Raw genomic sequence first — 24,036 nt, forward strand, 5'->3', positions numbered from 1 at the left:
CGCCAGCCGATGCGTGCGCGGCCGGGTCCAAGATGAGCCGGGTGGTCATCCGGCAGCGAGGCTAACCCTTGGCGACGAGATGCGCCAGGAGTTGCAATGTCGAGCTGTCGGCATCCGCCGCCGCCTCGCCCTTAACGGCAGGCAGGAGGCCGCCCGCTAGCTCCTTGCCGAGCTCCACGCCCCACTGGTCGTAGGAGTTGATGCCCCACAAGATCCCCTCGACGAAGACCTTGTGCTCATAGAGGCCGAGGAGGAAGCCGAGCGTGCGCGGGTCGAGCGTGCGGTAGGCGAGCGTGTTGGAGGGGCGGTTGCCTGGAAACACGCGGTGGGGGGCGATCGCGTCCGCCTCGGCGGCGCTCATCCCCTTGGCGAGGAGCTGGTCGCGGGCCTCTTCGAGGGTGCGGCCGCGCATCAGGGCCTGCGTCTGTGCGAGCGCGTTCGCGATCAGCTTCGCGTGATGGTCCGACAGCGCCTCGTGCGGCAGCGCCGCGATCAGGAAATCGCAGTGGACGACGTCGGTGCCCTGGTGGAGGAGCTGGTAGAAGGCGTGCTGGCCGTTGGTGCCGGGCTCGCCGAAGACGACGGCCCCGGTCGGGCCGGTGACGGGCGAGCCGTCGCGGCGGACGGACTTGCCGTTCGATTCCATGTCCACCTGCTGGAGGTGGGCGGCGAACTCCACGAGGCGCTGGTCGTAGGGGAGGATCGCGTGGGTCGCGAAGCCGAGATGGCGGCGATACCAGTCGCCGAGGAGGCCCATCACCATCGGGATGTTGTCCGCGATCGGGCGGGTGCGGAAATGGTCGTCCGCCGCCGCGCCGCCGGCGAGGAAGGCGCGGAAGTTGGCCGAGCCGATGGCGATCGCGACCGAGAGGCCGATCGCCGACCACACCGAATAGCGCCCGCCGACCCAGTCCCAGAACCCGAAGATGCGCTCCGGCGCGATGCCGAACGCGTCCACCTTGTCGAGCGCGGTCGAGATCGCGGCGAAGTGGGCGCCGACGGCCGCCTCGCCGAGCGTGTCGACGATCCAGGCGCGCGCCGTGCCCGCGTTCGTCATCGTCTCCTGCGTGGTGAAGGTCTTCGAGGCGATGAGGAAGAGGGTGCGCGCCGGATCGAGCCCGGCCAGCGTGTCGGCGATGTCGGCCCCATCGACATTGGCGACGAAATGCACCGTCGGGCCGCCCTCGCGGTAGGGCGAGAGCGCGCGCACGGCCATGCGCGGGCCGAGATCGGACCCGCCGATGCCGATGTTCACGACATCGGTGAAGCCGCCCCCGTCGGCGGCGACGATGGTCCCGTCGCGCACCCCGTCGGCGAAGGCGAGGACGCGGTGGAGAACCTCCGCGACATCGCCCGAGACGTCCTTGCCCTCGACAGTGAACGGGCCGGGATTGCGCAGCGCGACGTGGAGGACGGCGCGGCCCTCGGTGAGATTGATCGGTTCGCCCGCGAAGAGGCGGTCGCGCCAGCCCTCGACATCCGCCTCACGCGCGCGCTCGGCGAGGAGGCGCATCGTCTCGTCGGTGACGATGTTCTTGGAATAGTCGAAGAGGAGGTCGCCGTCGTGGATCGCAAAGCGGGCGGCGCGGCCCGGATCGGTCCGGAAGGCCTCGCGCAGGTGGAAGTCTGCGAGCGTGTCGCGGTGTGCCGAAAGGGCGTCGGTGGCGGCCATGGTCCTCTCCCGCGTCGCCCATGGGGCGCGACGCTCCACGTGTCGTGAGGGCGGTCGCGCCGGGGAAGGCGCGCGCCGGACTGATGCAACCCGCTAGACGGCCTCGGCGTTCGGCGTGAGGCCGTTCGCGGCCTGCAGATTCTCCCAGAACTGGCGCACGCTCGATTCCCAGGAGAATTGCAGCGCGTACTCGCGGCAGCGGTCGCGCGGGATCTCGAGCGCGTCGAGCGAGGCCTGGCGCAGATCGTTGCTGAGGACGCCGGTGCCCGAATCACCGATCACGTCGAGCGGCCCCATCGTCGGGAAGGCCGCGACCGGGACGCCGCAGGCGAGCGCCTCCATCTGGACGAGGCCCCACGTGTCGGTGAGGCTCGGGAAGACGAACACGTCGGCCGAGGTGTAGTGGGCGGTCAGCTCCCGCCCGAGCTTGTTGCCGACGAAGACGGCGTCCGGATAGCGCGCCTTCAGCTGCGGCAGCGCCGGCCCGTCGCCCACCACGAGCTTGGTGCCCGGCAGGTCGAGGTCGAGGAAGGCCTCGATATTCTTCTCCACCGACACGCGGCCGACATTGATGAAGACGGGCTTCGGCAGGTCGGGCAGGGCGGGCGGCACGTCGGGATTGAAGGTGTCGGTGTCGACGCCGCGGACCCAGCGGATGAGGCGGCGGAAGCCCCACGAGGCGAGCTCGCGCTCCAGCGTGGAGTTCGAGACCATGCAGCCGACGCCCGCATTGTGGAAGGAGCGCACCACCGCATAGGACCAGGACAGCGGGATCGGCGCGCGGGCGCGGACATATTCGGGAAAGCGGGTGTGATAGCTCGTGGTGTAGCCGACATTGTGATGGCGGCACCAACGCCGGGCGATCATGCCGAGCGGACCCTCGGTCGCGATGTGCACATAGTCCGGCTCGACCCTGCTGATCGCGCGATAGACGCGGCCCGGCCAGGAGACCGTGAGGCGGATCTCCGGATAGGTCGGCATCGGCACCGTCCGGTAGTCGGCCGGGGTGATCATCGTGACCGAGATGCCAAGCTTTTCGAGCTCGTTGCGGGTCGTGTCGAGCGTGCGGACCACGCCGTTCACTTGCGGATGCCAGGCATCCGTCACGAGGGCGAGACGGGTCATGCGGCCTGCGCGCGCTCGGTCGCCGGCGCGACCGTCGTCTCGGGCTTCTGCAGGACGCGGGTCCAGCGGATCAGCTCCAGGGTGCCGTCCTCGTGCTCGCCGACGGCGGTGCACGATTCCACCCAGTCACCGGTGTTCACGTAATGGGTCCCATGCATATCGTGGATCACTGCATGGTGGATATGGCCGCAGACGACCCCGTCCGCGCCGCGACGCTTCGCCTCGGAGGCGAGCGCGATCTCGAACTTTCCGATGAAGCTCACCGCATTCTTGACCTTCAGCTTGGCCCAGGCCGACAGCGACCAGTAGGTGAGGCCGAGCTTGCGGCGCACGATATTGACCCACGTGTTCATCGCGAGCGCGGTGACGTAGGCCCAGTCGCCGAGGAGGGCGAGCCATTTGGCGTGGCGGACGACGACGTCGAACTGATCGCCGTGGATAACGAGATAGCGCTTCCCGTCGGCGGTGATGTGAATGGCCGAATCGACCACCTCCACCCCGCCGAAATGGGTGCCGAGATAGTCGCGCAGGAATTCGTCGTGATTGCCGGGCAGATAGGTGATCGATGCGCCCTTGCGGCCTTTGCGCAAGATCTTCTGCACAACGTCGTTGTGGCTTTGCGGCCAGTACCAGGTCTTTTTCAGGCGCCAACCGTCGATGATGTCGCCGACGAGGTAGATCTTATCCGCATCGTGGTGCCGCAGGAAATCAATCAGCAGCTCTGCTTGGCAACCACGGGTTCCCAGGTGAATATCGGACAGGAATAATGTGCGAAACTTGCGGACCTCGGGCTCGTCCGCCGTATTGCTTTCCACCATTGATTCGCGCCGCTTGCCTATGCCGACGGAGGGCTAGCACAGTTCGATCGTCGATGCACATGGTGCGGGCACTCGGTCGATCAATCAATCGCCGACGTGTGGTGAAATGGGATCAGTGATGGAGACGCGCCGCGTCCTTGCGCATATCGGCCTGCCGAAATCGGCGAGCACGTCGCTTCAGGCCGCCCTCGCAGGCGGCCGGGAGGCACTGCACGCGGTGGGTTTTGCCTATCCGGAGCTCGGCGGGCGCGGGACGAAGGACCAGCGGCCGCTTCCGGGCGCGCTCGCCGGGAACGCGGCCGATCGGGCCGCCGTCGCGGCCGGAATCGCGGGCCATGCGGAGAGCGCAGGGCTGATCCTCAGCGGCGAGACTCTCTCATCGTCCGATCCGCGCGCGCTCGTCGCGGTCCTCGCCGAGGGGCCGTTCGCCGGCGCGCCGGTCGAGGCGCTGGCGGTGGTGCGCGATCCGGCGAGCTGGCTGAACTCGATGTACGCCTTCCGCGCGATCCAGTTCCTGGAGGCCGACCATTTCCCCCGCTTCCTCGACCGCCAGCTGAAGGCGGGACGGGCCGATTTCGAGACCGTCTTCGCGGCATGGAGCCGCGCGCCGGCCGCGGACTTCCGCCCGCTGCCGCTGCGCGCCCGTGGCGATACCCGCTCGGTGATCGTGCGCGTGATGGAGGCGTGGGGCCTCGCCGTGACGCTGCCTGAGGACGAGACGCGCAACCCGGCCCCCGATCCGCGCACGGTGGAGGTCGCGCGGCGCCTCGCCGGGCGGGGGCTCGCCAGGCGCGACCAGGCCGCCCGCCGCCGCGCACGCGGGCTCCTTATGAGCGAGGCGAAGGCACGGGGCTGGGCTCGCCGCTTCAGTGGGCTCGACCCGCAGAATGCGGCCGAAATCGCCCGGCGCACGGCCGGCAACGACGCCTTCGCGCGGCGTCACTGGAGGGCCGGATGGGACGAGATCTACGACATGCCCGACCCCGCGACGCTGCGCCCCGCGACGGCGGACGGCTTGCCCGCGGCCGATCAGGGCGCGATCACAGAGGTCGTTGATAGCTTGGCCGCGGCGTTGGCGCTGGAGCGCAAAAGTGTGTTTGGGTGGCTGCGGGCTTAGGTGTGTGGAGACAGCACGGTGTTCGAAAGCGTTTTGATCGCCAATCGTGGCGAAATCGCCGTGCGGATCATGCGCACCGCGAAGCAGCTCGGGATCCGCACCATCGCGGTCTATTCCGAGGCGGACAAGGGCGCGCTCCATGTGCGCGAGGCGGATCAGGCGATCCTGCTCGGCCCGGCCGAGGCGCGACGTTCTTATCTCGACAAGGACCGGCTGATCGCCGCGGCGAAGGAGGCGGGGGCCGAGGCGATCCACCCCGGCTACGGCTTCCTGTCGGAGAATGCCGACTTCGCCGAGGTCTGCGAGGCGAACGACATCGTCTTCGTCGGCCCGCCGCCCGCCGCGATCCGCGCGATGGGCTCGAAGTCCGGCGCGAAGCTCCTCATGGAGCGGGCGGGCGTGCCCGTCGTCCCCGGCTATCATGGCGACCTTCAGGACCCCGCCTTCCTGAAGCGCAAGGCCTATGAGACGGGCTATCCGGTGCTCATCAAGGCGGTGTCGGGCGGCGGCGGCAAGGGGATGCGCCGCGTCGACAAGGCGATCGATTTCGAGGAGGCGCTGGAGGCGGCCAAGCGCGAGGCGGGCGCCTCGTTCGGCGACGAGCGCGTCCTCGTCGAGCGCTATATCGCCCGCCCGCGCCATGTGGAGATCCAGGTCTTCGCCGACCGGCACGGCAACGCCGTCTCGCTCCACGAGCGCGACTGCTCGGTCCAGCGCCGCCACCAGAAGGTGGTGGAGGAGGCGCCCGCGCCCGGTATGAGCGCGGTTCTGCGCGCCAAAATGGGCGCCGCCGCGGTGCGGGCCGCGAACGCGGTCGGCTATGTCGGCGCGGGAACGGTGGAGTTCATCGTCGAGGGCGGCGAGGCGCTCTCCGAGGACCGCTATTATTTCATGGAGATGAACACCCGCCTCCAGGTCGAGCACCCGGTGACCGAGATGGTCATGGGCTACGACCTCGTGGAGTGGCAGTTCCGCGTCGCCGCGGGCGAGCTGCTGCCGCTGGAGGAGGAGATCGCGCCGCCGCCGTCCGGCCACGCGATCGAGGTGCGCCTCTATGCCGAGGATCCGGACCAGGGCTTCCTGCCCTCGGCCGGCCGCATCGCCGCGCTGCGCGTCCCGGACGGGGTGCGCCTCGACTCCGGCGTCGAGACCGGCGACACGGTCAGCCCCTTCTATGACCCGATGATGGCGAAGCTCATCGTCCACGCCGCGGACCGCGAGGGCGCGATCGCCGCGATGGCCGACGCGCTCGACCGCTCGGTGGTGATCGGGCCGAAGACGAACCTCGCCTTCCTGCGCGCGGTCATCACCCACCCCGAGTTCGCGATCGCGCGCCACGACACCGGCTTCGTCGACCGTGAGCTTGCCAACCTCACCGGCGGCCGGGTGAGCGCGAAGGCGATCGCGGACGCGGCGGCCTCGCTCCTCACCCCGCCCCCCGCGCCGCGCGAGGGCTGGGTCGATCCGTTCGATCAGAATGACGGCTTCCGCATCTCCGGTGAGGCGGCGGCCGGGATCGCGATCCTCGTCGACGGGCACGAGCGGGTCGCTCATCTCGTGGCGGGTCCGGGCGGGATCGTCCTCACCGTCGACGGCCATGTCGGCGAGGCGGGCTCGGAACATGTGATCGAGGCCGAAGGCGACGCCTTCGCGATCGAGGCGGGGCGGGCGGTGCGCGTCTCGCTCGTCGACCAGCTCTCGCGCGTCGTCGAGGATGACGATGCGGGCGGCCATGCGCTGGCGCCGATGCACGGCAAGATCGTCGCCGTCTACGTTTCGCCGGGGAGTGTGGTGGAGCGCGACGCGAAGCTCTTCGCGATCGAGGCGATGAAGATGGAGCACACGGTGAAAGCCGGGGCCGCTGCGCGCGTCGCCGCGGTCCGCTTCGCCGCGGGCGACCAGGTGGACGAGGGGGCGGAGGTCATCGTGCTTTCCCCGCTCGACGGGGAGGGGGAGGCGCCCGCCGCCGCGCCTCCCGCCGCCGCCGAGGAGGCCGCGCCCGCCGAGGCCGAGGCCCCGGTGGTGGAGGAGCCCGACGCGGGCGGCGCCGACATCGAGGCCGGCGAGCCGGAGCCGGACGGGGAGACCGAAGCCGCGATCGGCATCGCGGGCGCCGATTCCGATCCGGTCGGCGAGGATGTCGATCCGGACGAGCCGCCATCCTATCTGAGGGGGCAGTAGACCATTTCGGTGGATAGTCCGGTGGACATTTCGACAAGGCGGCGGGCGTCGGCTTGTGCGCTCCGCCCTCTCGCGCCAATGGCGAAGGGATGACCGTCCATCTCCTGAAACTCGCCGTCGGCGCGGCCTCGCTCGATGGATTGAAGGACTGGGTCGCACGCGAGGCGACCGAGCGTGCCGTCTCGGGCCTCGTGCCCGGCGCGCGGATCACCACGCGCATGGCGCCGAAGCGCGCGGACGAGGTGCTCGACGGGGGCAGCCTCTACTGGGTCATCAAGGGCTCGCTCCAGGCCCGCCAGCCGGTGCTCGCGATCGATCCCTTCACCGACGCCTCGGGGATCGGCCGCTATCACATCCTCCTCGGCCCCGGCGTGGTGCCCGTGCGCCCGCGCCCGTGCCGCCCCTTCCAGGGCTGGCGCTATCTGCGCCCGGCCGACGCCCCGGCCGATTTCGCGATGGATGCGGCGGGCGACGACATTCCGCCCGCCATGAAGCGCGACCTGATGGAGCTCTGCCTCCTCTAACCCCCTCCGCCGCCGTGGCAAATCGTGCATGGAGGCATCACCCCCCGTAGCGACTCTTGCGGTTCGCCTTATCTTAGGGGGCGTGAGCAGAGATCGAACGCACCGACCTCCCGTCGAAACCTCCGCCGACACGGCTCCGGCTGCGTCGCGTCGGAGCGAGATCGACGCCTTTCTGGAACGCGCGCGCACCATGGCGCCCGCGACCGGCGGCGCGCGTGGCCGCCTGATGTTCGCGCTCGACGCGACCATGAGCCGTCAGCCGACCTGGGACCGCGCCTGCGCGATCCAGGCGGATATGTTCAAGGAAGCCGGCGCTGTCGGCGGCCTCGACGTCCAGCTCGTCTATTTCCGCGGCTTCGGCGAGTGCCGGGCCTCGAAATGGGTGTCGGACGCCGAGACGCTCGGCGGCCTCATGACGCGAATCGATTGCCGCGGCGGTCTCACCCAGATCGGCAAGGTGCTCGGCCGCGCCTTGGAGGAGACGCGCAAGGCGCAGGTCCAGGCGCTCGTCTATATCGGCGATGCGATGGAGGAGGATATCGACCGGCTTTGCGCCAAGGCCGGCGAGCTCGGCCTCCTCAAGGTGCCGGTCTTCCTCTTCCAGGAGCGCAAGGATCCGGCCGCGACGCGCGCCTTCAAGGAGATCGCGCGGCTCTCGGGCGGCGCGCACCTCACCTTCGACAGCAGCGCCGGCCACGAACTCGCGCGGCTCCTGAAGGCCGTCGCCGTCTACGCGGCGGGTGGGCGCAAGGCCCTCGCCGATCGCAGCGCGAAGGGCGACGACGGCGCGCGCCTCCTCCTGGAGAAGCTCTCGTGATCGTCCTCCTCCTGCCGCTTCTTCTGGGCGTGGCGCTGTTCGGCGCGGCGGTGGTGGCGGGGCGCTGGGTGGCGAACACCAACCCGCAGCAGCTCGCGGCGACGCTGCGCTCGAGCGGCGGTGTCGCGATGATCGCGATCGGCGCGCTCCTCCTGATGCGCGGGCGCGGCCTCATCGGCATGAGCCTCATCACGGCCGGTCTCGGCCGCCTCGGTCTCACGGCGCAGGGGGGAGGGGGATTTGCGGGAGGGCCGTTCGCGGGTGGGCCCTTCGGCCCCGGCCCGTTCGGACCCGGACGGTCGAAGAAGCGGCCGGGTCAATCCTCGACGGTGCGCACGGCGCGCCTGGAGGCGAGCCTCGACCATGATTCGGGCGAGATGAGCGTCACGATGCGGACCGGCCGATTCGCGGGCCGGCGCCTGTCAGACCTCTCGGAGAAGGACGTCATCGCCGTCTGGCGCGAGTGCGCCGACGACGAACAGAGCCGCCTAGTCGTCGAGGCATATCTCGACCGCCGGCGACCCGAGTGGCGTGAAGACGTCGAGGGTCACGCTCACGGCGGGGCGGGCGGCTCGGGCGGCGCGCGCGGCGCTCACAGCTCCGGCGCGATGACGGAGCAGGACGCATATGAGGTTCTGGGTCTTAAGCCCGGCGCTGGCGAGACTGAGATCCGCGCAGCGCATCGCCGCCTCATGAAGGAGATGCACCCGGACCGGGGCGGCTCCGCCTATCTTGCGACCCAGCTCAACCTGGCTAAGGACGTCCTTCTGCGTCGACGGTGACACAACGCTCATTCGGCAACTCACAACTGGCGCACATGGGCGCGCCAGTCATTGGGGGCGCCGGTGCGTTACATCGATACCGCCCAGCATGGCCGGTTGTGGTTAGCGAACTGTTTGCAAGCTTGTTTGGCTTCTTCCTTTGTTTGGAAGCCGGCGAAGCGGGCGCGGTAGAGCGTGCCCTTATCAGTGCGCACTGGAAGCATTAGCCGCTCCTGCTGGCCCATGGCTGGCTCCTGGCGGACAGCGGCCTCCAGGAGATTCGCAGCCTCTTCCTTGCTCGCCACCGCGCCGACCTGGATCTGCCAGCCCGACAATTCCTGCGCGGGGATGGTCACCGCCTCGGTGCGCGCGCCATTGGGGGCTGCGGTGAGGGCGGCGGCGTGGGCGGCGATGAGGTCTGGCATCGCATTCGATTCGCGCGAGCGGGCGGAGCCCATCTCGATCGTGGTGACGCCGGGCGTCGCCTGGGAACGGGCGATCGCCGCGAGAAGGGCGTCGCTGTCGAGCGGCGCGCTCTCGGTCTCGGTGAAGACCGCGAAGGCGGACACGACGCGGCCGTCACGGATGATGTGCTCGGCGGCGATGGTCACGGTCTCGGACTGCGCCGAGCGGGGGAGGGCAGTCGGGCTCGGCATCGGCGCGACGGCGGCGAGCTGGATCTCGGCCGTCTCGACCTCGGCGGGCTCGGTGAGCGCGATGACGGCGGTGAGCGCGTCGGAGGGCACGCGCGGCGCGCTGATCCCGGCCCGCGTCTCGCTCGCGAAGGCGAGCACGGTGTCGGCGATCGGGTCGCCCTCCTTCGCCTTCAGGCGAGAGGCGTAGAGCGTGCGCAGCGAGGGCTTGCGGTCGGGGATCGGCGGCGGGCCGAAATCGCTCCAGGCGGCGAAGAGCATCGGCTGGCCCGACTGCGCCTTCGGCAGATATTTCGCGATGAGGTCCCGCATGTGCGCGTCGCGCGAGGCGCCGGTGTTCCCGCCCATGACGACGGCGACGAGGTGGCGCCCGTCGCGCCGCACCGAGGTCACGAGGTTGAAGCCCGAGGCGCGGATGTAGCCGGTCTTGATGCCGTCCACGCCCTCGACACGGCCGAGCAGCTTGTTGTGGTTGCCGTAGCGGCGGGTGCCGTACTCGAACACGCGCGTCTGGAAGGCGCCATAATATTGCGGGAAGTCGCGCTGGATCGCGATCCCGAGCGTCGCCATGTCGTGCGCGGTCGTGTGCTGGTCGGGGTGGGGCAGGCCCGAGGCGTTGTGGAAGACGGTGTTCTTCATGCCGAGGCGCTTGGCCGTGCGCGTCATGCGCTTGGCGAAGTCCACCTCGGAGCCCTCGATGTTCTCGCCGAGCGCGGTCGCGACGTCGTTCGCCGACTTCGTCACCAGCGCCTTCACGGCGTCGCGCACCGCGATCGTCCCACCCGGCTTGAAGCCGATCTTGGACGGCGGGCGCGCGGCGGCATAGGCCGACACGGTGATCTTGTCGTCGAGCTTGAGGCGGTTCGCGGCCAGCTCCTCGAACGTGATGTAGAGCGTCATGATCTTCGTGAGCGAGGCGGGGTAGCGGACATCGTCCGCGTCCTGCTCATAGAGGACCTTTCCGGCGATCACGTCATAGACGTAGCCGGCATATTTCTCATTCGCGCTCGCACGCCCGGGAGAGAGGAGGAGGGGCAGAAGGAGGCAGAAAACAAAGGTCAGACAGCGCGACAATGCGCTGTGTCGTCGTATGGAGGCGTGCATACGGTCCTTCGACGCTTCGGCTACGGCTGCATCACCGCAAATCGCCGACGGTTGGGGGACAAACACGTCTCCAACAAGGCGCTGGAAGGCGTTACATCCGGGTCAACCGCCGTGGTTGAAAACCGGTTTACGGAATCGGTCTGACTTCAGGCTTGTGGCACGAAAGGCTCGCAAACGTCCAATCTCGCCCCACCGCACGCGCGCCGTGTGGCAGAATCGCGCGGGGGCTGAAGGGTAAATAAAGATGAACGACGCCTCCCTCCTCGCGGTCGATCCCGTCCACGAGAAGGCGATCCGCGCGGCCCGTCCCGACCTCGACGGCGCCCCCCGCGTCGTGCGCTCGGACGGGTGGGACAGCCTCGCGATCGAGGTGGCGGGCCGGGTGATCTTCAAGTTCCCGAAGAACGAGGCGGCGCGGGAGCGTCTCCTGATGGAGCCACCGGCGCTCGACTTCATCGCCCCGCACATCCCGGTGCGGGTGCCGCGCATGCGCCTCCACGAGCGGCCGATCTTCTTCTCCGAGCACGACAAGATCGAAGGCGCGCAGATCGACCCCGAGACCTATGAGCGGCTCGACTCGGCGACGCGCGACCGGCTCGCGGCGACCCTCGCCGAGGTCTACCGCGCCGCCCACGCGCTCGACGTCGACGCCGCGCGTGCGGCGGGATGCGTGCCGGTGGAGGTGTGGCCGGGCGTCGATGCGATCCGCGCCGCCATCGCGCCGCACTTCGAGCCCGAGCTGATGGCCTATGCCGACACCGTGCTCGACGCGGCGCGCGAGGATGACGGCGACGTGACCGTCTTCGGTCACTTTGACACACACGGCTGGAACATGGCCTTCGACCTCGAGAGCGGCCGCCTCGACGGCCTCTTTGACTTCGCGGGGTCAGGCTATGGCGGCCTTCACAGAGATCTTTCCTATCCCGCCTTCGTCCACCCGGATCTCGTCGCGCGCATCCTCGCGCGCTATGCGCCTGGCGCACCCCACCCCATCGATCTCGACCGGGTCATCAACACGAACGCCCAGCTCCGGCTCTACGACGTGATGCGCGCGAGCGAGGCGGAGCGGCCGCGTGTGGTGGAACTCGTGCGCGAGTGGCGGAAAACCTACGATACGTGGCGCGCCGCCCCGGCGGTGGGTTAGCCTTGGCCAAGGGCCGCGGGGCATTCTGTCCCATGGACGATCTTGAACCGGAATGTGGACCATATCATCTAGGATTGGTGTGCCAGCGACCCTTTGACTGCGGCTCCAGAGTCTTTAACATCGAGACCGCGGGCTGCCCTTCATTCCTTCCATCGACCAATTTGGGTGAGAGACGTCCCGCCCGCTTGCGTGTTGATGATCTAAGACCCAGGATGGCAAACATGACGAGCCTTCCGGACCAATCGGCACCGCATGAGACCGGCATCTTGCCGGAGCGGATCTGGCTGTCCGCGCCGAGAGCATCCGACAAAGGCAACGAAAACGGCGGCGATGATGACGGCAACAACGATGCCGGCACACTTGTCATCACGCGGCCGAAGCCGAAGACCAAGCGCCCGAACATGTACCGGGTGCTGCTCTTGAATGACGACTACACCCCGATGGAGTTCGTCGTTCACGTCCTGGAGCGTTTTTTCCAGAAGTCGCGGGAAGAGGCCACTCGCGTCATGCTTCACGTCCACCATCACGGCGTCGGCGAATGCGGCGTCTACACCTACGAGGTGGCGGAAACAAAGGTGACGCAGGTGATGGACTTTGCCCGCAAGCATCAGCATCCTCTCCAATGTGTTATGGAGAAGAAGTGAGGAGCGACCGTGCCGTCATTCTCCCGTAGCCTCGAAAAGGCACTTCATCAGGCGCTCGCCGCCGCGAACGAACGCCGCCAGGAATATGCGACGCTCGAGCACCTTCTCCTCGCTCTTGTCGACGACCAGGACGCCGCCGCGGTCATGCGGGCGTGTAACGTGGATCTCGACCGCCTGCGGCGAGACCTGAGCGAATATATCGACGCCGAACTCGACAATCTCGTCGTCGACGGTGACGACGATTCCAAACCCACCGCGAGCTTCCAGCGCGTCATCCAGCGCGCGGTGATCCATGTGCAATCGTCGGGACGCGAGGAGGTGACAGGGGCGAACGTCCTCGTCGCGATCTTCGCCGAACGCGAAAGCCACGCGGCATACTTCCTGCAGGAGCAGGAAATGACGCGGTACGACGCCGTGAACTACATCAGCCATGGAATCGCGAAACGCGCCGGAATGGGCAGCGAACGCGCACGTGATGCGGAGGATGATACGCCAGCCGAGGAGGGCGGCAGCGGCCCCAAGCGCAAGACCGATGCGCTGGAGGCGTACTGCATCAACCTGAATGAGAAGTCCAAGAAGGGGAAAGTCGATCCCCTCATCGGTCGCGAAAACGAGGTCCGCCGGACCATCCAGGTCCTGTGCCGGCGGCAGAAGAACAACCCCCTCTTCGTGGGTGATCCGGGCGTCGGCAAGACGGCGATCGCCGAGGGTCTCGCCAAGCGCATCGTCGATGGCGAGGTGCCTGAGGTCCTCAACGGCTGCACGATCTTCGCGCTCGACATGGGCGCGCTCCTCGCCGGCACGCGCTATCGCGGCGACTTCGAGGAGCGGCTGAAACAGGTCGTCAAGGAGATCGAGGAGTATCCCGGCGCCATCATGTTCATCGACGAGATCCACACCGTGATCGGTGCGGGTGCGACGTCGGGCGGCGCGATGGATGCCTCGAACCTCCTGAAGCCGGCCCTCTCCTCCGGCGCGATCAAGTGCATCGGGTCGACGACCTACAAGGAATATCGCCAGTTCTTCGAGAAGGACCGCGCGCTGGTGCGGCGCTTCCAGAAGATCGACGTGGCCGAGCCGTCCGTGGACGACGCGATCGAGATCCTCAAGGGCCTCAAGCCCCACTACGAGGAGTTCCACTCGATCAAGTACACGAACGACGCGATCAAGTCGGCGGTCGAGCTTTCGCATCGCTACATCAACGACCGGAAGCTGCCGGACAAGGCGATCGACGTCATCGACGAGACGGGCGCGTCCCAGATGCTGCTGCCCGCCCACAAGCGGCGCAAGCAGGTCGGCGTGCGCGAGATCGAGGCGACCATCGCGACGATGGCGCGCATCCCGCCGAAGACCGTCTCCAAGGACGATGCGGAGGTGCTGCAGACGATCGAGACCAATCTCAAGCGGGTGGTCTACGGTCAGGAAGCGGCGATCGACGTCCTGTCCTCGGCGATCAAGCTGGCCCGCGCGGGTCTGCGCGAGCCCAACAAGCCGATCGGCTCCTACCTCTTCTCCGGCCCGACCGGCGTCGGCAAGACGGAGGTGGCGCGCCAGCTCGCCGAGCTTCTCGGCGTGGAGCTCCTGCGCTTCGACATGTCGGAGTACATGGAGCGTCACACGGTGAGCCGCCTGATCGGCGCGCCTCCGGGCTATGTGGGCTTCGACCAGGGCGGCCTTCTGACCGACGGTGTCGATCAGCACCCGCACTGCGTCCTGCTCCTGGATGAGATCGAGAAGGCCCACCCGGACCTCTTCAACATCCTTCTGCAGGTCATGGACCACGGCAAGCTGACCGACCACAACGGCAAGCAGGTCGACTTCCGCAACGTCATCGTCATCATGACGACGAACGCGGGCGCGGCCGATCTCGCCAAGGCCCCGATCGGCTTCAACCGTCAGCGCCGCGAGGGCGAGGACATGGACGCCATCAACCGGCTGTTCACGCCCGAGTTCCGCAACCGTCTCGACGCGATCGTGCCCTTCAGCCCGCTGCCGCAGGACGTCGTCCACCGCGTGGTCGAGAAGTTCGTCATGCAGCTCGAGGCGCAGCTCGCCGACCGCAACGTCACCTTCGAGCTCTCGGAGGACGCCATCCAGTGGCTCGCCGAGGAAGGCTATGACGAGAAGATGGGCGCGCGCCCGCTCGGCCGCGTCATCCAGGAGCACATCAAGCGGCCGCTCGCCGACGAGGTGCTCTTCGGCGAACTGAAGAAGGGCGGCACCGTGAAGGTGACGATCGTCGAGGACGAGGACGGCAAGAAGAAGTTGAACCTCGAGGCGATCGCCGACCCGGCGGCCCCCGCCCGCGCCATCTCCGACGACGATCCGGACGATTCCGATCCGGGCGACGAGGATGGGCCGGATCCGGAGCCGACCGGCGGCAGCGCCGGCAATGGCGGCTCCTCGCGGATCCCGCGGATCCCGGCATCGAGCTGAGGCTCGGCCGATCGACAATCGGGAAGGGGCGCGCCTGTCGCGCCCCTTTTTCGTTTGCGCCGCCTCACGACGCGCGATGCGTTCGCGCAGCATCGAGGCAAGGCGACCGCTTTCTTTAACAAGACATTATTCGATCTCTGCTGTGATGGCGGGGCCTTGCCGCCGGCCCCTGTGGCCGGCGCAATCGCGCCGGGCGGCGCCGACGCGCCGCTCTCCCTCCTCCAGTGACAGCGGATTGAAGAGTCATGGCGTCTCGCAGGACCTACTCGGACTACTACGATGCACTCGCGTATCGTGAGTCGTCCGACAACTATTTCCTCGAGAGCTCGCAGGGTTATCTCGGCCGCTACCAGATGGGCGAAGCCGCCCTTGAGGAGATCGGCTACTATAGCGGCGACTATACCCCGCAGAACGACTATATCGGCACGTGGACCGGGCGGGACGGGATCCGCTCCAAGCAGCATTTCCTGGAGAATCCCAACGTCCAGGATCAGGCCGCGCGCGAATACACCGAGTGGAACTGGAAGACGCTGACCGAATACGGCTACGACGTCTATGCCGGCCAGGTGTTGAACGGCCAGCGCATGACGGTGTCGGGCATCCTCGGCGCGACCTGGCTCGTCGGCTTCAACGGGATGCGGGCCTATCTGGATTCAGGCGGTCTCAACGTCGCGGTCGACGGCTACGGCACGTCGATGCTCGAATATCTGACCCTCTTCAACGACTACAAATTTCCCGCCAACCGGTTCGGCAACTCGCTGAACGAGGCGAACACGATCGCGGGCGGGGCGGGCGACGACATCCTCTTCGGCAAGGGCGGCGACGACACGCTGATCGGCGGCGAGGGGCGTGACGGGGCGACCTATCGCGGTGCCTTCGACGAGTACGACATCACCGCGACCGAGGAGGGGCTGATCGTCGCGCACGTGCACGGCACCGGCGTCGACGGCACCGACCTCCTGACGGACTTCGAGTTCCTGGAGTTCACCGACCAGACGGTCGAGGTCAGCGATTTCATCGTCGAGGAGCCTGAGGAGCCGGAGAATCCGGAACCCGGTCCGGGCGGGCGCGATCTGGTGGGCACCGCCGACGACGACCTCCTGCGCGGGGGCCGGCGCGGCGACGTGATCGAGGGGCTTCAGGGCAACGACACGCTGAAGGGCGGCGGCGGCGACGATTCGATGCTCGGCGGCCAGGGGGACGACCTCGTGGTCGGCGCGGCGGGCGATGACACGCTGGTCGGCGGCGGCGGACGGGACACGCTCCTCGGCGGCGGCGGGGACGACCGCATCGGCGGCTCGGTCGGCGCCGACACGCTGAAGGGCGGGCAGGGCGACGACAGCCTCGCCGGCGGCGCGAGCCGGGACTTCCTGTTCGGCAATGGCGGCATGGACACGCTGAACGGCGGCAAGGGCAACGACGTCCTGATGGGCGGCCCCGGCGACGACGTCCTCATCGGCGGGGCCGGGTCGGACCGCTTCGTGTTCGACAAGAGCTTCGGCGACGACTGGATCGCGGACTTCGACCCGGACGCCGACCGCCTCGATTTCCGCCGCGCGGACGGGATCGACGTCGCCGATCTCACGCTGTCGGAAAATGATGACGGGGATGCGGTCCTCACCCTCGACGGCAGCACCGTGACGCTCGTCGGCGTCGCCGTGTCCGAGGTGGACCTTCTCAGCATACTCGTTTAGGCGCGGCCGCGTTAGCCCCGAAACGGCGCGCGTGCCACGCGGGCGCGCCTCTAGCGGGGCGGCGCGGCGTCGGCTAAGGCGGACACCATGTCATCCTCCGACGAGTCGTCCGTCCACTGGCAGACATGGTTCTGGCGCGGCGCCGGGCATCTCTTCTCCCTGCCGGCGCTGGTCCTCGTCGGCGCGCAGATCGGCTTTGCCGCGCTCGCGCGCGAGGCGGGTTTCTCGCTCGTCCAGTCGCTGATCCTGACACTCACGGTCTGGGCGCTGCCGAGCCAGGTCGTGTTCGTCGGCATCGTCGGGGCGGGGGCCTCGCTTCCGGCGGTGATGCTCGCCGTGGGGCTCTCGGCGGTCCGCTTCATGCCGATGGTGATGTCGTGGACGCCGGTGGTGCGCACGCCGCAGACGCCGCGCTGGTTCCTGCTCTTCATGTCCTGGTTCGTGGCGGTCACGGCCTGGGTGTTCGCGATGCAGCACCTGCCGGACCTGCCCCGGCGCGGCCGGATGCCCTTCTTCGCGGGCTTCGCGATCTGCCTCACGCTGATGAACACGGCGGTCGTCGGCATCGGCTACACGATGCTCGGCGCCATGCCGCCGGTTGTTGCCGCAATGCTGGTCTTCCTCACGCCCATCTACTTCCTGATGGCGCTTTGGGGCGCGGCGCGGGTGAAGGCGGACCGGTTCGCCCTCGTCGCCGGGCTCATCCTCGGCCCGGTCTTCTCGGTGCTCGCGCCCGACATCGACCTCCTCGCTTCGGGCCTCATCGGCGGCACGATCGCCTATGGGCTCGGACGGCTCGCCTCCCGCAAGGCCGCGTCGTGACAGAAGAGACCGTCAGGACATTCGCCGGGCTCAGCCCCTATCTCGCCATCCTGATCGGGGCGGCGCTGCCGACGCACATCTGGCGCTGGCTGGGCGTTCTCTTCGCGGGCCGGCTCGACGACCAGTCCGAGCTCTTCACCTGGGTGAAGGCCGTGGCGACGGCGCTCGTCGCCGGGGTGATCTCGAAGCTGATCCTGTTCCCGACCGGGCCGCTCGCGACGCTCGATCTGTGGATCCGGATCTTTGCGGCGGCGGCGGGCTTCGGCGCCTATCTGGCGTCGGGTCGCCGCCTGGCGCTCGGCGTCGTGGCGGCCGAACTGGTCCTTCTGATCAGCTGGTTCACGCTCCGCTGAGCGCGGCGCGCAGCTTGTCGGCCGCGGCGCGGATCTCGTCGGCGGGGGCCATCTCGCCGGTGTGCGGGCGCAGCGCCACCCCCTCGAAGCGGGGCAGGACGTGCCAATGGGTGTGGAAGACCACCTGACCGCCCGCGCCCTCCACGAAATGCTGCACCGTCATCCCGTCGGCGCCGAACGCCTTCATGCCGGCTTTCGCGATTCTCTGCACGGTCGCCACGCACGCCGCGAGGTCCGCGGGGGCGATGTCGAGCACGTTGCGCGAGGGGGCCTTCGGAATCACCAGCGCGTGGCCGGTCGTGCGGGGCATGATGTCCATGATGACGATCGTCGCCTCGTCCTCGTAGATCTTTTCGCACGGGAGCTCCCCGCGCAGGATCTTGGCGAAGATGTTTTGCGGGTCGTAGGCGGTCATCGGGTGTCCCCTGGTTCGAGCGTGCGGATCGCGCCGTCCGCGCCGGAGGGGCGCGGCTGGCCGAGGAGGCCGCGCCACCGCCTGTACAGCGCCTGCAGGCGGGTGTCACGGATGCCGAGACGGCGGATCGAGAGTTCGAGCGCGTAGGAATAGAGGCCGAGATCGTCGCCGATCTGGCGGGCGATGGCGCTGCGCGTGTCGCGGTCGACGATCGGCTTCTCGGCGTTGACGTTCGACCAGCGCATCTGGTCGCGCAGCCCGATGAGCGGCAGCATCCGCGAGAATTGCTCGGTGATGCCGACGAAGCCGGCCTCCTCGATCCTCAGCTGTCCGCAATATTGGCTCTGGATGTTTTCGACCTGCGGCAGCGAGACGAACTCATCGAGCGAGATGCCGCGTTCCTGGACGGCCTCGTAGAGCGGCCCGCCATCGCCCTTCGAGGTGCGCACGAAGTGGTAGTAGGAGATAACCTGCTCGACCGGCTCGCGCAGCCAGACCCAGTATCGCGCAGGGTCCGGGATCGTGCGCATGAGGAGGTGGGCGCGCATGTGGCCGTGCAGGATGCGCACGCCCGAGGCGTGAAGGCGGTCCATGAGGTCGGCGTCGAGATCCTTGGGCCGCACCCGCGCCAGGGGATGGGTCTTCGGATTGTTCGGCCCGTAATAGAAGGCGAGGGCGTCGCCATAGCGCGCCTTCAGGATCTGGCCGAACCGGCTCCCGGCGGTCTTCGGGATGTGGATCGAGAGAATAACCGGCCCGTCCCGTCCGACGCGGGCCGCCGGCCTCGCGTCAGGAAGCGCCTTCTTTTCGGAACGGTGCATAGGTGTTGAGCACCTCGTTGTGGTGGTGAACGGCCCGGCGCTCTTCCCGCAGGAACTGCTCGACCGCCGCGCGCAGGCCCGGATGGCTGACATAGTGCGCGGACCGCGTCTCGCACGCCTCGTATCCGCGTGCAAGCTTGTGCTCGCCCTGCGCCCCGGCCTCGACGCGCTGGAGCCCGTGCGCGATCGCGAAGTCGATCGCCTGGTGGTAGCAGACCTCGAAGTGGAGGAAGGGGTGGTCCTCCACGCAGCCCCAATAGCGGCCATAGAGGGTGTGCGAGCCGATGAGGTTGAGCGCCCCGGCGATCGGCCGCCCGCCGCGCTCGGCGAAGACCAGCAGCACCGCATGGGCGAGCCGCTCGCCGAGCATCGAGAAGAAGGTGCGGTTGAGGTAGGGCTTGCCCCATTTGCGCGAGCCCGTGTCCATGTAGAACTCGTAGAACGCGTCCCAATGGTCCTCGGTGATGTCGTCGCCGGTGACCCAGCGGATGGTGATGTCGTTCGCGAGCGCCTCGCGCCGCTCCCGCTTGATCTGCTTGCGCTTGCGGGAGGCGAGGGCGGCGAGGAAGTCGTCCGGGCTCGCATAGCCGCGGTTCGTCCAGTGGAACTGGGTGTCGAGGCGGGCGAGATAGCCCGCATCGTCGAGGACGGCGAAATCCTCCGGCTCCGTGAAGGTGACGTGGACGGATGAGGCGTTCGACTGGTCGGCGAGCGCGACGAGCGCCTGGGCGAGGATCTGTCGCCGCTCCGCCTCGTCTCGGTCGCCGACGAGGAGGCGGGGCCCCTGCGCGGGCGTGAACGGCACCGAGACCTGGAGCTTCGGATAGTAGCTGCCGCCGGCGCGCTCGAAGGCGTCGGCCCAGCCATAGTCGAAGACATATTCGCCGCGCGAGTGGGTCTTGAGGTAGGCGGGGGCGGCCGCGATCGGCGCGCCGTCGGCCCCGCGCACGAAAAGGTGGCGCGGGAACCAGCCGGTGCGCCCGCCGACGCAGCCCGAATCCTCGAGCGCCTTCAGGAAGTCGTAGGTGACGAACGGGTTGAACGGGCGGGGGCCGCGCCCCGACAGGGCGCCCTTCGGACCGAGCGACCATCCCGGATTGGCGAGGTGGTCCCACGCCGCCCGGTCGACCGCCTCGAGACTCCCGACCGCTTCGATCGTCAGTTGGTCCATGATGCACTCCTTCGGCGCCGTGGCGCCGCACACGCCTCAGTCGCTTCAGCCGGCCCCGATCCCGCCAAAGGGTACGAAAAACCCGTCAGCGCGGATGATGGCGCGTCGCCACGGCCGGGAGCGTTGTGCCGAACGCGCGCCGCGCGGCCGTCTCGATCGAGCCGGGATGCAAGGCGCGTGTCAGGCGAGGAAATCCTCGAAGATGATCTGGTCACAGTATCGCGACACCCGGTCGGCCTCGGCGCGGGAGCGGACCGTCCAGGTGAGGACGGGGCGCTTGCGGCGGCCGAGCGTGGTGGCCGGGTGGGGCAATGCCGTGACGTAGTAGGAGATAAAGTCGGGCTGGGTCCGTGCCATGTGGAGCAACATGTCGCGGCCGAAGCGGGTGACCAGAGGGGTCGTGCGTTCCTCGCCGCCGGCGAGGATGCCGAGCGGTGTCGTCTTCAGCGCCTGGCGCAGCATGGCGAGGAGGTCGGGGTCGAAGGTCATGAGCGCCGCGGCGCCGCCATAGGTGTCGAGCGCGCGGGTGATGGCGGCGGCCATGCGTGCCTTGTCCTCGTGCCGCGGCGGCGCCTTCAATTCGATGAAGAGCGCGGCGCGGCCGGCGGTGAGCGCGAGAAGGTCGGTCACGGACGAGAGCGTCTCGTCCGAGCCCGCGATCTGGATCGACCGCAGCTCGTCGAGCGTGCGGTCGAGGATGCGGCCCTTCTCGCGGGTCGTGCGGTCGAGCGTCTCGTCATGGTTGATGACGAGACCGCCATCGGCCGTGAGCTGGAGGTCGATCTCCACCGCATAGTCGGCCGCGATCGCCGCCTCGACCGCGCCCAGCGTGTTCTCCACGAGCGTCTCGTCGTGGAGGCCGCGATGGGCGATCGGCCGGCGCAGCAGCCAGTCGGGGACGATCCCGGTTATGGGAGGACCTCCACCACCGCCTCGACCTCGACGGAGACGCCGAAGGGGAGGTTCGCGACGCCGACCGCGGCGCGGGCGTGCTTGCCCTTCTCGCCGAAGAGGGAGACGAAGAAGTCGGACGCGCCGTTGATCACCTTCGGATGATCGGGGAAGTCCGGGGTGGAGTTGACGAAGCCGTTCACCTTCACGATCCGGGCGATCTTGTCGAGGCTGCCGACCGTGCCCTTGATCTGGGCGAGGATGTTGAGGGCGCACAGCTGCGCGGCGGCCTGTGCATCCTCGATGCTCATCCCGGCGCCGCACTTGCCGACATATTGGAGGCCTTCGGGCGTCATCGGGATCTGCCCCGAGACAAAAAGCAGCGAGCCGGTCTGCACCACCGGAACGTACGAGCCGGCGGGCTTGGCGGCCGGCGGCAGCGACAGGTTCATCGATTTCAGTTTGTCTTCAATGCTATCGGTCATGCTATTCATCCTTGTCGCGCTGCCGATTCATTAGGTGCCATCGGGGAAGACGGTCAAGCCACCGCGCGTTGCGTCTCTTGACGCGCTGCCGTGCGCGTGCGCTAAGCGCGAGCCGATTGGGCGCTCGCCGGGCCGGTTCGGCCGCGGGATCGGGCGCCGACACCATGCAGGTCGCGTTTCCCGCCGCGCGTTTTTGCGCGCGCACGGGAATGACCTTTGAGGAGAGCGCTGATGTTGCTGGCCTTGTCTGTCTCCAACCGCCGCGGGCGCGCGGTCGCCTTCGCGGCGGGCCTGTCCGCCCTTGCCGCAATGTCCGCGCCGGCCGCCGCGGACGGTCTCCTGCCGCACCGGGCCGTCTATGACGTGTCGCTGGCGCGCGCGGAGGCGGGGGCGAGCATGGTCTCCGCCAAGGGCCGCCTGGTGATCGAGATCTCGGGCGGTGCGTGCGAGGGCTATGTCGTCAATTCGCGCTTCGTGACGCGGATCACCGACCGTGAGGGCGACGAGCGCACGACGGACCTGCGCTCCTCCACGTTCGAAACGGTGGATCCGGCGAACTTCACCTTCCTGAACCAGACCTATGTCGACAACGTCCTCGCCGGGGTCGTGAAGGGCGAGGCGAAGGCGACGGCGAGCGGCGTGACGGTGGCCCTCACCGACCCGAAGGAGACGACGATCGAGCTCGGCCGCGCGATGTTCCCGACGAGCCACACGGCGTTCATCCTCCAGGCCGCGCAGGCGGGGGAGACGCTGGTGGAGGCGCCGGTCTTCGACGGCGGCGATTCGGCCGACCAGATCTACCAGACAACGGCGCTGATCGGCCCGCGCCAGACCGGCCTTCCGGGTGCCTCGGCGCTGGAGAAGGACGTGCTCGGCGTCCTCCAGGGCGCGGCGAATGCCGACACCTGGCGGCTCGTGATCAGCTATTTCTCGCAGGACGGCTCGGCGGGCGAGAGCATCCCGGACTACCAGCTCACCTTCCAGATGCTCGACAACGGCATCAGCTACGACGTGAATTTCGACTATGGGACGTTCGCGCTGGTGGGCAAGCTGCGCGAGCTCGAGGTCGGCACCCCGCCCGACTGCTGAGGCGCGGCCATGAAAAATCCCATCGGAGGCGTGAGACCTGCCGATGGGATGAAGGCTAAAAAATATTGCGCGAAAAATAGTCTGAAACAGGGCTTGCGGTGAGTATGTCCTCCAAAAAAGGCTTTGCTTTCCAATAGAGTGCGGACACGGACATGTGGTTTCGCGTGAGCACGGGGCGATAGTCCCAGCCTCCGCGCCATCGCGCCCCCCTCAAATTGAGGGGGCGGTGAATTTTCCTTCCGGCAATGCGCATTGCCTCCCGGAATCGCCAGCGTTTCCTGATCCGCCACTGCAATTGGAAATGAACGCCGGCTAACGGCCGTTCAGGATGAGGCGGATCACGTCGGATTGGCGGCGGGCCTTCAGCTTGTCGCGCGTGCTCGCCTGATAGCCGCGCGCCGTGTGCTCGGTGATGCCGGCGGCTTTCGCGTATTCGATCAGCGTCGCCCCCTCGGCGAGGGCGATCGCGAGCTTCGCTTCCGCCTCCGTCAGCCCGAATTGCAGGCGGGCGGTTCATGTGGCGGACAATGCCGTGCATGTCGATGAGGATGATCCCATCGAATGCCGTGGGCTTCGCTCATCGCGCTCCGATTGCAAGCGCGCCGCGCGGGTCCTCTCTGATGGATTGGTGGCCGCCCTCGGGCGCTCACGCGCGGCGGGAGCGGTCCGCCTTGGCCGGTCCGGTCAGTTGCGGTCGTCCGGCAGGATGGGGAGGGGGAGGATGTCGATGCCTTCCTCGATGAGGGCGCGGGCCTCCTCGATTTCGGCCTGGCCGTAGATGCCGCGCGGCTCGCTCTCGCCATAGTGGATCTTGCGCGCTTCCTCGGGGAAATCGCGGCCGACATCGACGCCGTTCTCTTCCACGGCCTTGCGCAAGGCGAGGAGGGCGGCGCGGAGCCGCTCGGCCCGGTCATCGTTCAGCGTGACGTTGGGGGCCTGGGTCGCCGGGGCGTTGAACTCGGCCTCCGCCGCCGCAACGGCCTGCGGCTCGGCACCGCCTTTGTTGATCGCCGGGGCCATCAGCGCGCGCTCGACCTCGGCCGATCCGCAGACGGGGCACGACAGGAGGCCGGACGTCTGCTGCTTCTCGAATGCGTCGGACGACGCAAACCAGCCGTCGAAGCCGTGTCCCGTGGCGCAGCGCAGAGTGTAGTGGATCATAAGCCGACCGGCGTCTTTCCTTTGGTGGCCAACTTTGCCGTCTTAACTCTCTCGTAAAGTATCGGCCGGAGACCGGGTGGCAAGGGCGCACGCGCCGCTGAATGCCACCACCGGTTCGCAGGCTAATACACCGAGCTT

Annotated in this window: 22 protein-coding genes; 12 read left to right on the forward strand and 10 right to left on the reverse strand. The window is 68.2% G+C overall.

The features are described 5' to 3' along the window. Window positions 1–61 precede the first annotated feature (61 nt). The 3 genes from pgi to DBV35_RS08625 form a co-directional block, all read right to left on the reverse strand. Window positions 62–1,672 (reverse strand): glucose-6-phosphate isomerase, encoded by a 1,611-nt coding sequence (pgi, locus tag DBV35_RS08615; RefSeq protein ID WP_108659747.1) that lies wholly within the window; start codon window positions 1,670–1,672, stop codon window positions 62–64. Window positions 1,673–1,765: 93 nt separating this feature from the next. Then, window positions 1,766–2,797, reverse strand: coding sequence for a glycosyltransferase family 4 protein (locus tag DBV35_RS08620; RefSeq protein WP_108659748.1), 1,032 nt, complete (start codon window positions 2,795–2,797; stop codon window positions 1,766–1,768). Then, complete coding sequence (locus DBV35_RS08625) at window positions 2,794–3,615, reverse strand: UDP-2,3-diacylglucosamine diphosphatase (RefSeq protein ID WP_108659749.1); 822 nt, start codon at window positions 3,613–3,615, stop codon at window positions 2,794–2,796. The genes DBV35_RS08620 and DBV35_RS08625 overlap by 4 nt, the downstream gene beginning before the upstream one ends. Window positions 3,616–3,733: 118 nt before the next feature. Between DBV35_RS08625 and DBV35_RS08630 the strand changes: the two genes are divergently transcribed. The 5 genes from DBV35_RS08630 (at window position 3,734) to DBV35_RS08650 (ending at window position 9,036) form a co-directional block, all read left to right on the forward strand. Then, on the forward strand, window positions 3,734–4,732 hold the full coding sequence (locus DBV35_RS08630; RefSeq protein WP_108659750.1) for a hypothetical protein: 999 nt from the start codon (window positions 3,734–3,736) through the stop codon (window positions 4,730–4,732). Window positions 4,733–4,750: 18 nt separating this feature from the next. Then, a complete protein-coding gene (locus tag DBV35_RS08635; RefSeq protein ID WP_108659751.1) occupies window positions 4,751–6,913 on the forward strand; it encodes an acetyl/propionyl/methylcrotonyl-CoA carboxylase subunit alpha in 2,163 nt (720 codons plus the stop codon). Window positions 6,914–7,002: 89 nt separating this feature from the next. Continuing rightward, window positions 7,003–7,437: a DUF1489 family protein gene (locus DBV35_RS08640; protein ID WP_108659752.1), complete on the forward strand. Its 435-nt coding sequence runs from the start codon at window positions 7,003–7,005 to the stop codon at window positions 7,435–7,437. Between the two features lie 28 nt (window positions 7,438–7,465). Further along, a complete protein-coding gene (locus tag DBV35_RS08645) occupies window positions 7,466–8,254 on the forward strand; it encodes a VWA domain-containing protein (protein ID WP_425428451.1) in 789 nt (262 codons plus the stop codon). Next, a complete protein-coding gene (locus tag DBV35_RS08650; RefSeq protein WP_205648516.1) occupies window positions 8,251–9,036 on the forward strand; it encodes a J domain-containing protein in 786 nt (261 codons plus the stop codon). The genes DBV35_RS08645 and DBV35_RS08650 overlap by 4 nt, the downstream gene beginning before the upstream one ends. Window positions 9,037–9,104: 68 nt before the next feature. Here DBV35_RS08650 and DBV35_RS08655 read toward each other — a convergent pair whose 3' ends face one another. Further along, window positions 9,105–10,742 carry a D-alanyl-D-alanine carboxypeptidase gene (locus DBV35_RS08655; protein ID WP_245943879.1) on the reverse strand — a complete coding sequence of 546 codons (1,638 nt, stop codon included), beginning with the start codon at window positions 10,740–10,742 and terminating at the stop codon, window positions 9,105–9,107. A 274-nt stretch (window positions 10,743–11,016) separates the two neighbouring features. On the opposite strand from DBV35_RS08655, the gene DBV35_RS08660 reads away from it, so the two are divergent. The 6 genes from DBV35_RS08660 (at window position 11,017) to DBV35_RS08685 (ending at window position 17,865) form a co-directional block, all read left to right on the forward strand. Next, window positions 11,017–11,916, forward strand: a complete 900-nt coding sequence (locus DBV35_RS08660) for a phosphotransferase family protein (protein ID WP_108659754.1) — start codon at window positions 11,017–11,019, stop codon at window positions 11,914–11,916. A gap of 221 nt (window positions 11,917–12,137) precedes the next feature. Further along, window positions 12,138–12,560 carry an ATP-dependent Clp protease adapter ClpS gene (gene clpS, locus DBV35_RS08665; RefSeq protein WP_205648517.1) on the forward strand — a complete coding sequence of 141 codons (423 nt, stop codon included), beginning with the start codon at window positions 12,138–12,140 and terminating at the stop codon, window positions 12,558–12,560. 9 nt (window positions 12,561–12,569) lie between these two features. After that, window positions 12,570–14,996 (forward strand): ATP-dependent Clp protease ATP-binding subunit ClpA, encoded by a 2,427-nt coding sequence (gene clpA / locus DBV35_RS08670; protein ID WP_108659756.1) that lies wholly within the window; start codon window positions 12,570–12,572, stop codon window positions 14,994–14,996. A 245-nt stretch (window positions 14,997–15,241) separates the two neighbouring features. After that, window positions 15,242–16,690 carry a calcium-binding protein gene (locus DBV35_RS08675; RefSeq protein WP_108659757.1) on the forward strand — a complete coding sequence of 483 codons (1,449 nt, stop codon included), beginning with the start codon at window positions 15,242–15,244 and terminating at the stop codon, window positions 16,688–16,690. Window positions 16,691–16,777: 87 nt separating this feature from the next. Next, window positions 16,778–17,512, forward strand: a complete 735-nt coding sequence (locus DBV35_RS08680) for an AzlC family ABC transporter permease (RefSeq protein WP_108659758.1) — start codon at window positions 16,778–16,780, stop codon at window positions 17,510–17,512. Then, entirely contained in the window at window positions 17,509–17,865 is a 357-nt protein-coding gene (locus tag DBV35_RS08685; RefSeq protein WP_108659759.1) for an AzlD domain-containing protein, read from the forward strand. Before DBV35_RS08680 ends, DBV35_RS08685 begins: the two co-directional genes overlap by 4 nt. Here the strand turns inward: DBV35_RS08685 and DBV35_RS08690 are convergent. The 5 genes from DBV35_RS08690 to DBV35_RS08710 form a co-directional block, all read right to left on the reverse strand. Next, on the reverse strand, window positions 17,852–18,280 hold the full coding sequence (locus DBV35_RS08690) for an HIT family protein (RefSeq protein WP_108659760.1): 429 nt from the start codon (window positions 18,278–18,280) through the stop codon (window positions 17,852–17,854). The genes DBV35_RS08685 and DBV35_RS08690 overlap by 14 nt on opposite strands. After that, a complete protein-coding gene (locus DBV35_RS08695) occupies window positions 18,277–19,101 on the reverse strand; it encodes a sulfotransferase family protein (RefSeq protein WP_108659761.1) in 825 nt (274 codons plus the stop codon). The genes DBV35_RS08690 and DBV35_RS08695 overlap by 4 nt, the downstream gene beginning before the upstream one ends. Continuing rightward, window positions 19,070–20,272 (reverse strand): GNAT family N-acetyltransferase, encoded by a 1,203-nt coding sequence (locus DBV35_RS08700; protein ID WP_108659762.1) that lies wholly within the window; start codon window positions 20,270–20,272, stop codon window positions 19,070–19,072. Before DBV35_RS08700 ends, DBV35_RS08695 begins: the two co-directional genes overlap by 32 nt. A 180-nt stretch (window positions 20,273–20,452) precedes the next feature. Continuing rightward, window positions 20,453–21,184: a glycerophosphodiester phosphodiesterase family protein gene (locus tag DBV35_RS08705; protein ID WP_281262229.1), complete on the reverse strand. Its 732-nt coding sequence runs from the start codon at window positions 21,182–21,184 to the stop codon at window positions 20,453–20,455. After that, a complete protein-coding gene (locus tag DBV35_RS08710; RefSeq protein WP_108660632.1) occupies window positions 21,181–21,648 on the reverse strand; it encodes a RidA family protein in 468 nt (155 codons plus the stop codon). The genes DBV35_RS08705 and DBV35_RS08710 overlap by 4 nt, the downstream gene beginning before the upstream one ends. 231 nt (window positions 21,649–21,879) lie before the next feature. Here DBV35_RS08710 and DBV35_RS08715 point away from each other — a divergent pair, with 231 nt between their 5' ends. Beyond that, window positions 21,880–22,737 carry an EipB family protein gene (locus tag DBV35_RS08715; protein WP_108659764.1) on the forward strand — a complete coding sequence of 286 codons (858 nt, stop codon included), beginning with the start codon at window positions 21,880–21,882 and terminating at the stop codon, window positions 22,735–22,737. A 684-nt stretch (window positions 22,738–23,421) separates the two neighbouring features. Here the strand turns inward: DBV35_RS08715 and DBV35_RS08720 are convergent. Then, the gene (locus DBV35_RS08720) at window positions 23,422–23,898 is read right to left on the reverse strand and encodes a DUF1178 family protein (protein ID WP_108659765.1); all 477 of its coding nucleotides are present in this window, start codon (window positions 23,896–23,898) and stop codon (window positions 23,422–23,424) included. Between the last annotated feature and the right edge of the window lie 138 nt (window positions 23,899–24,036).

This window comes from Acuticoccus kandeliae (assembly GCF_003073115.1).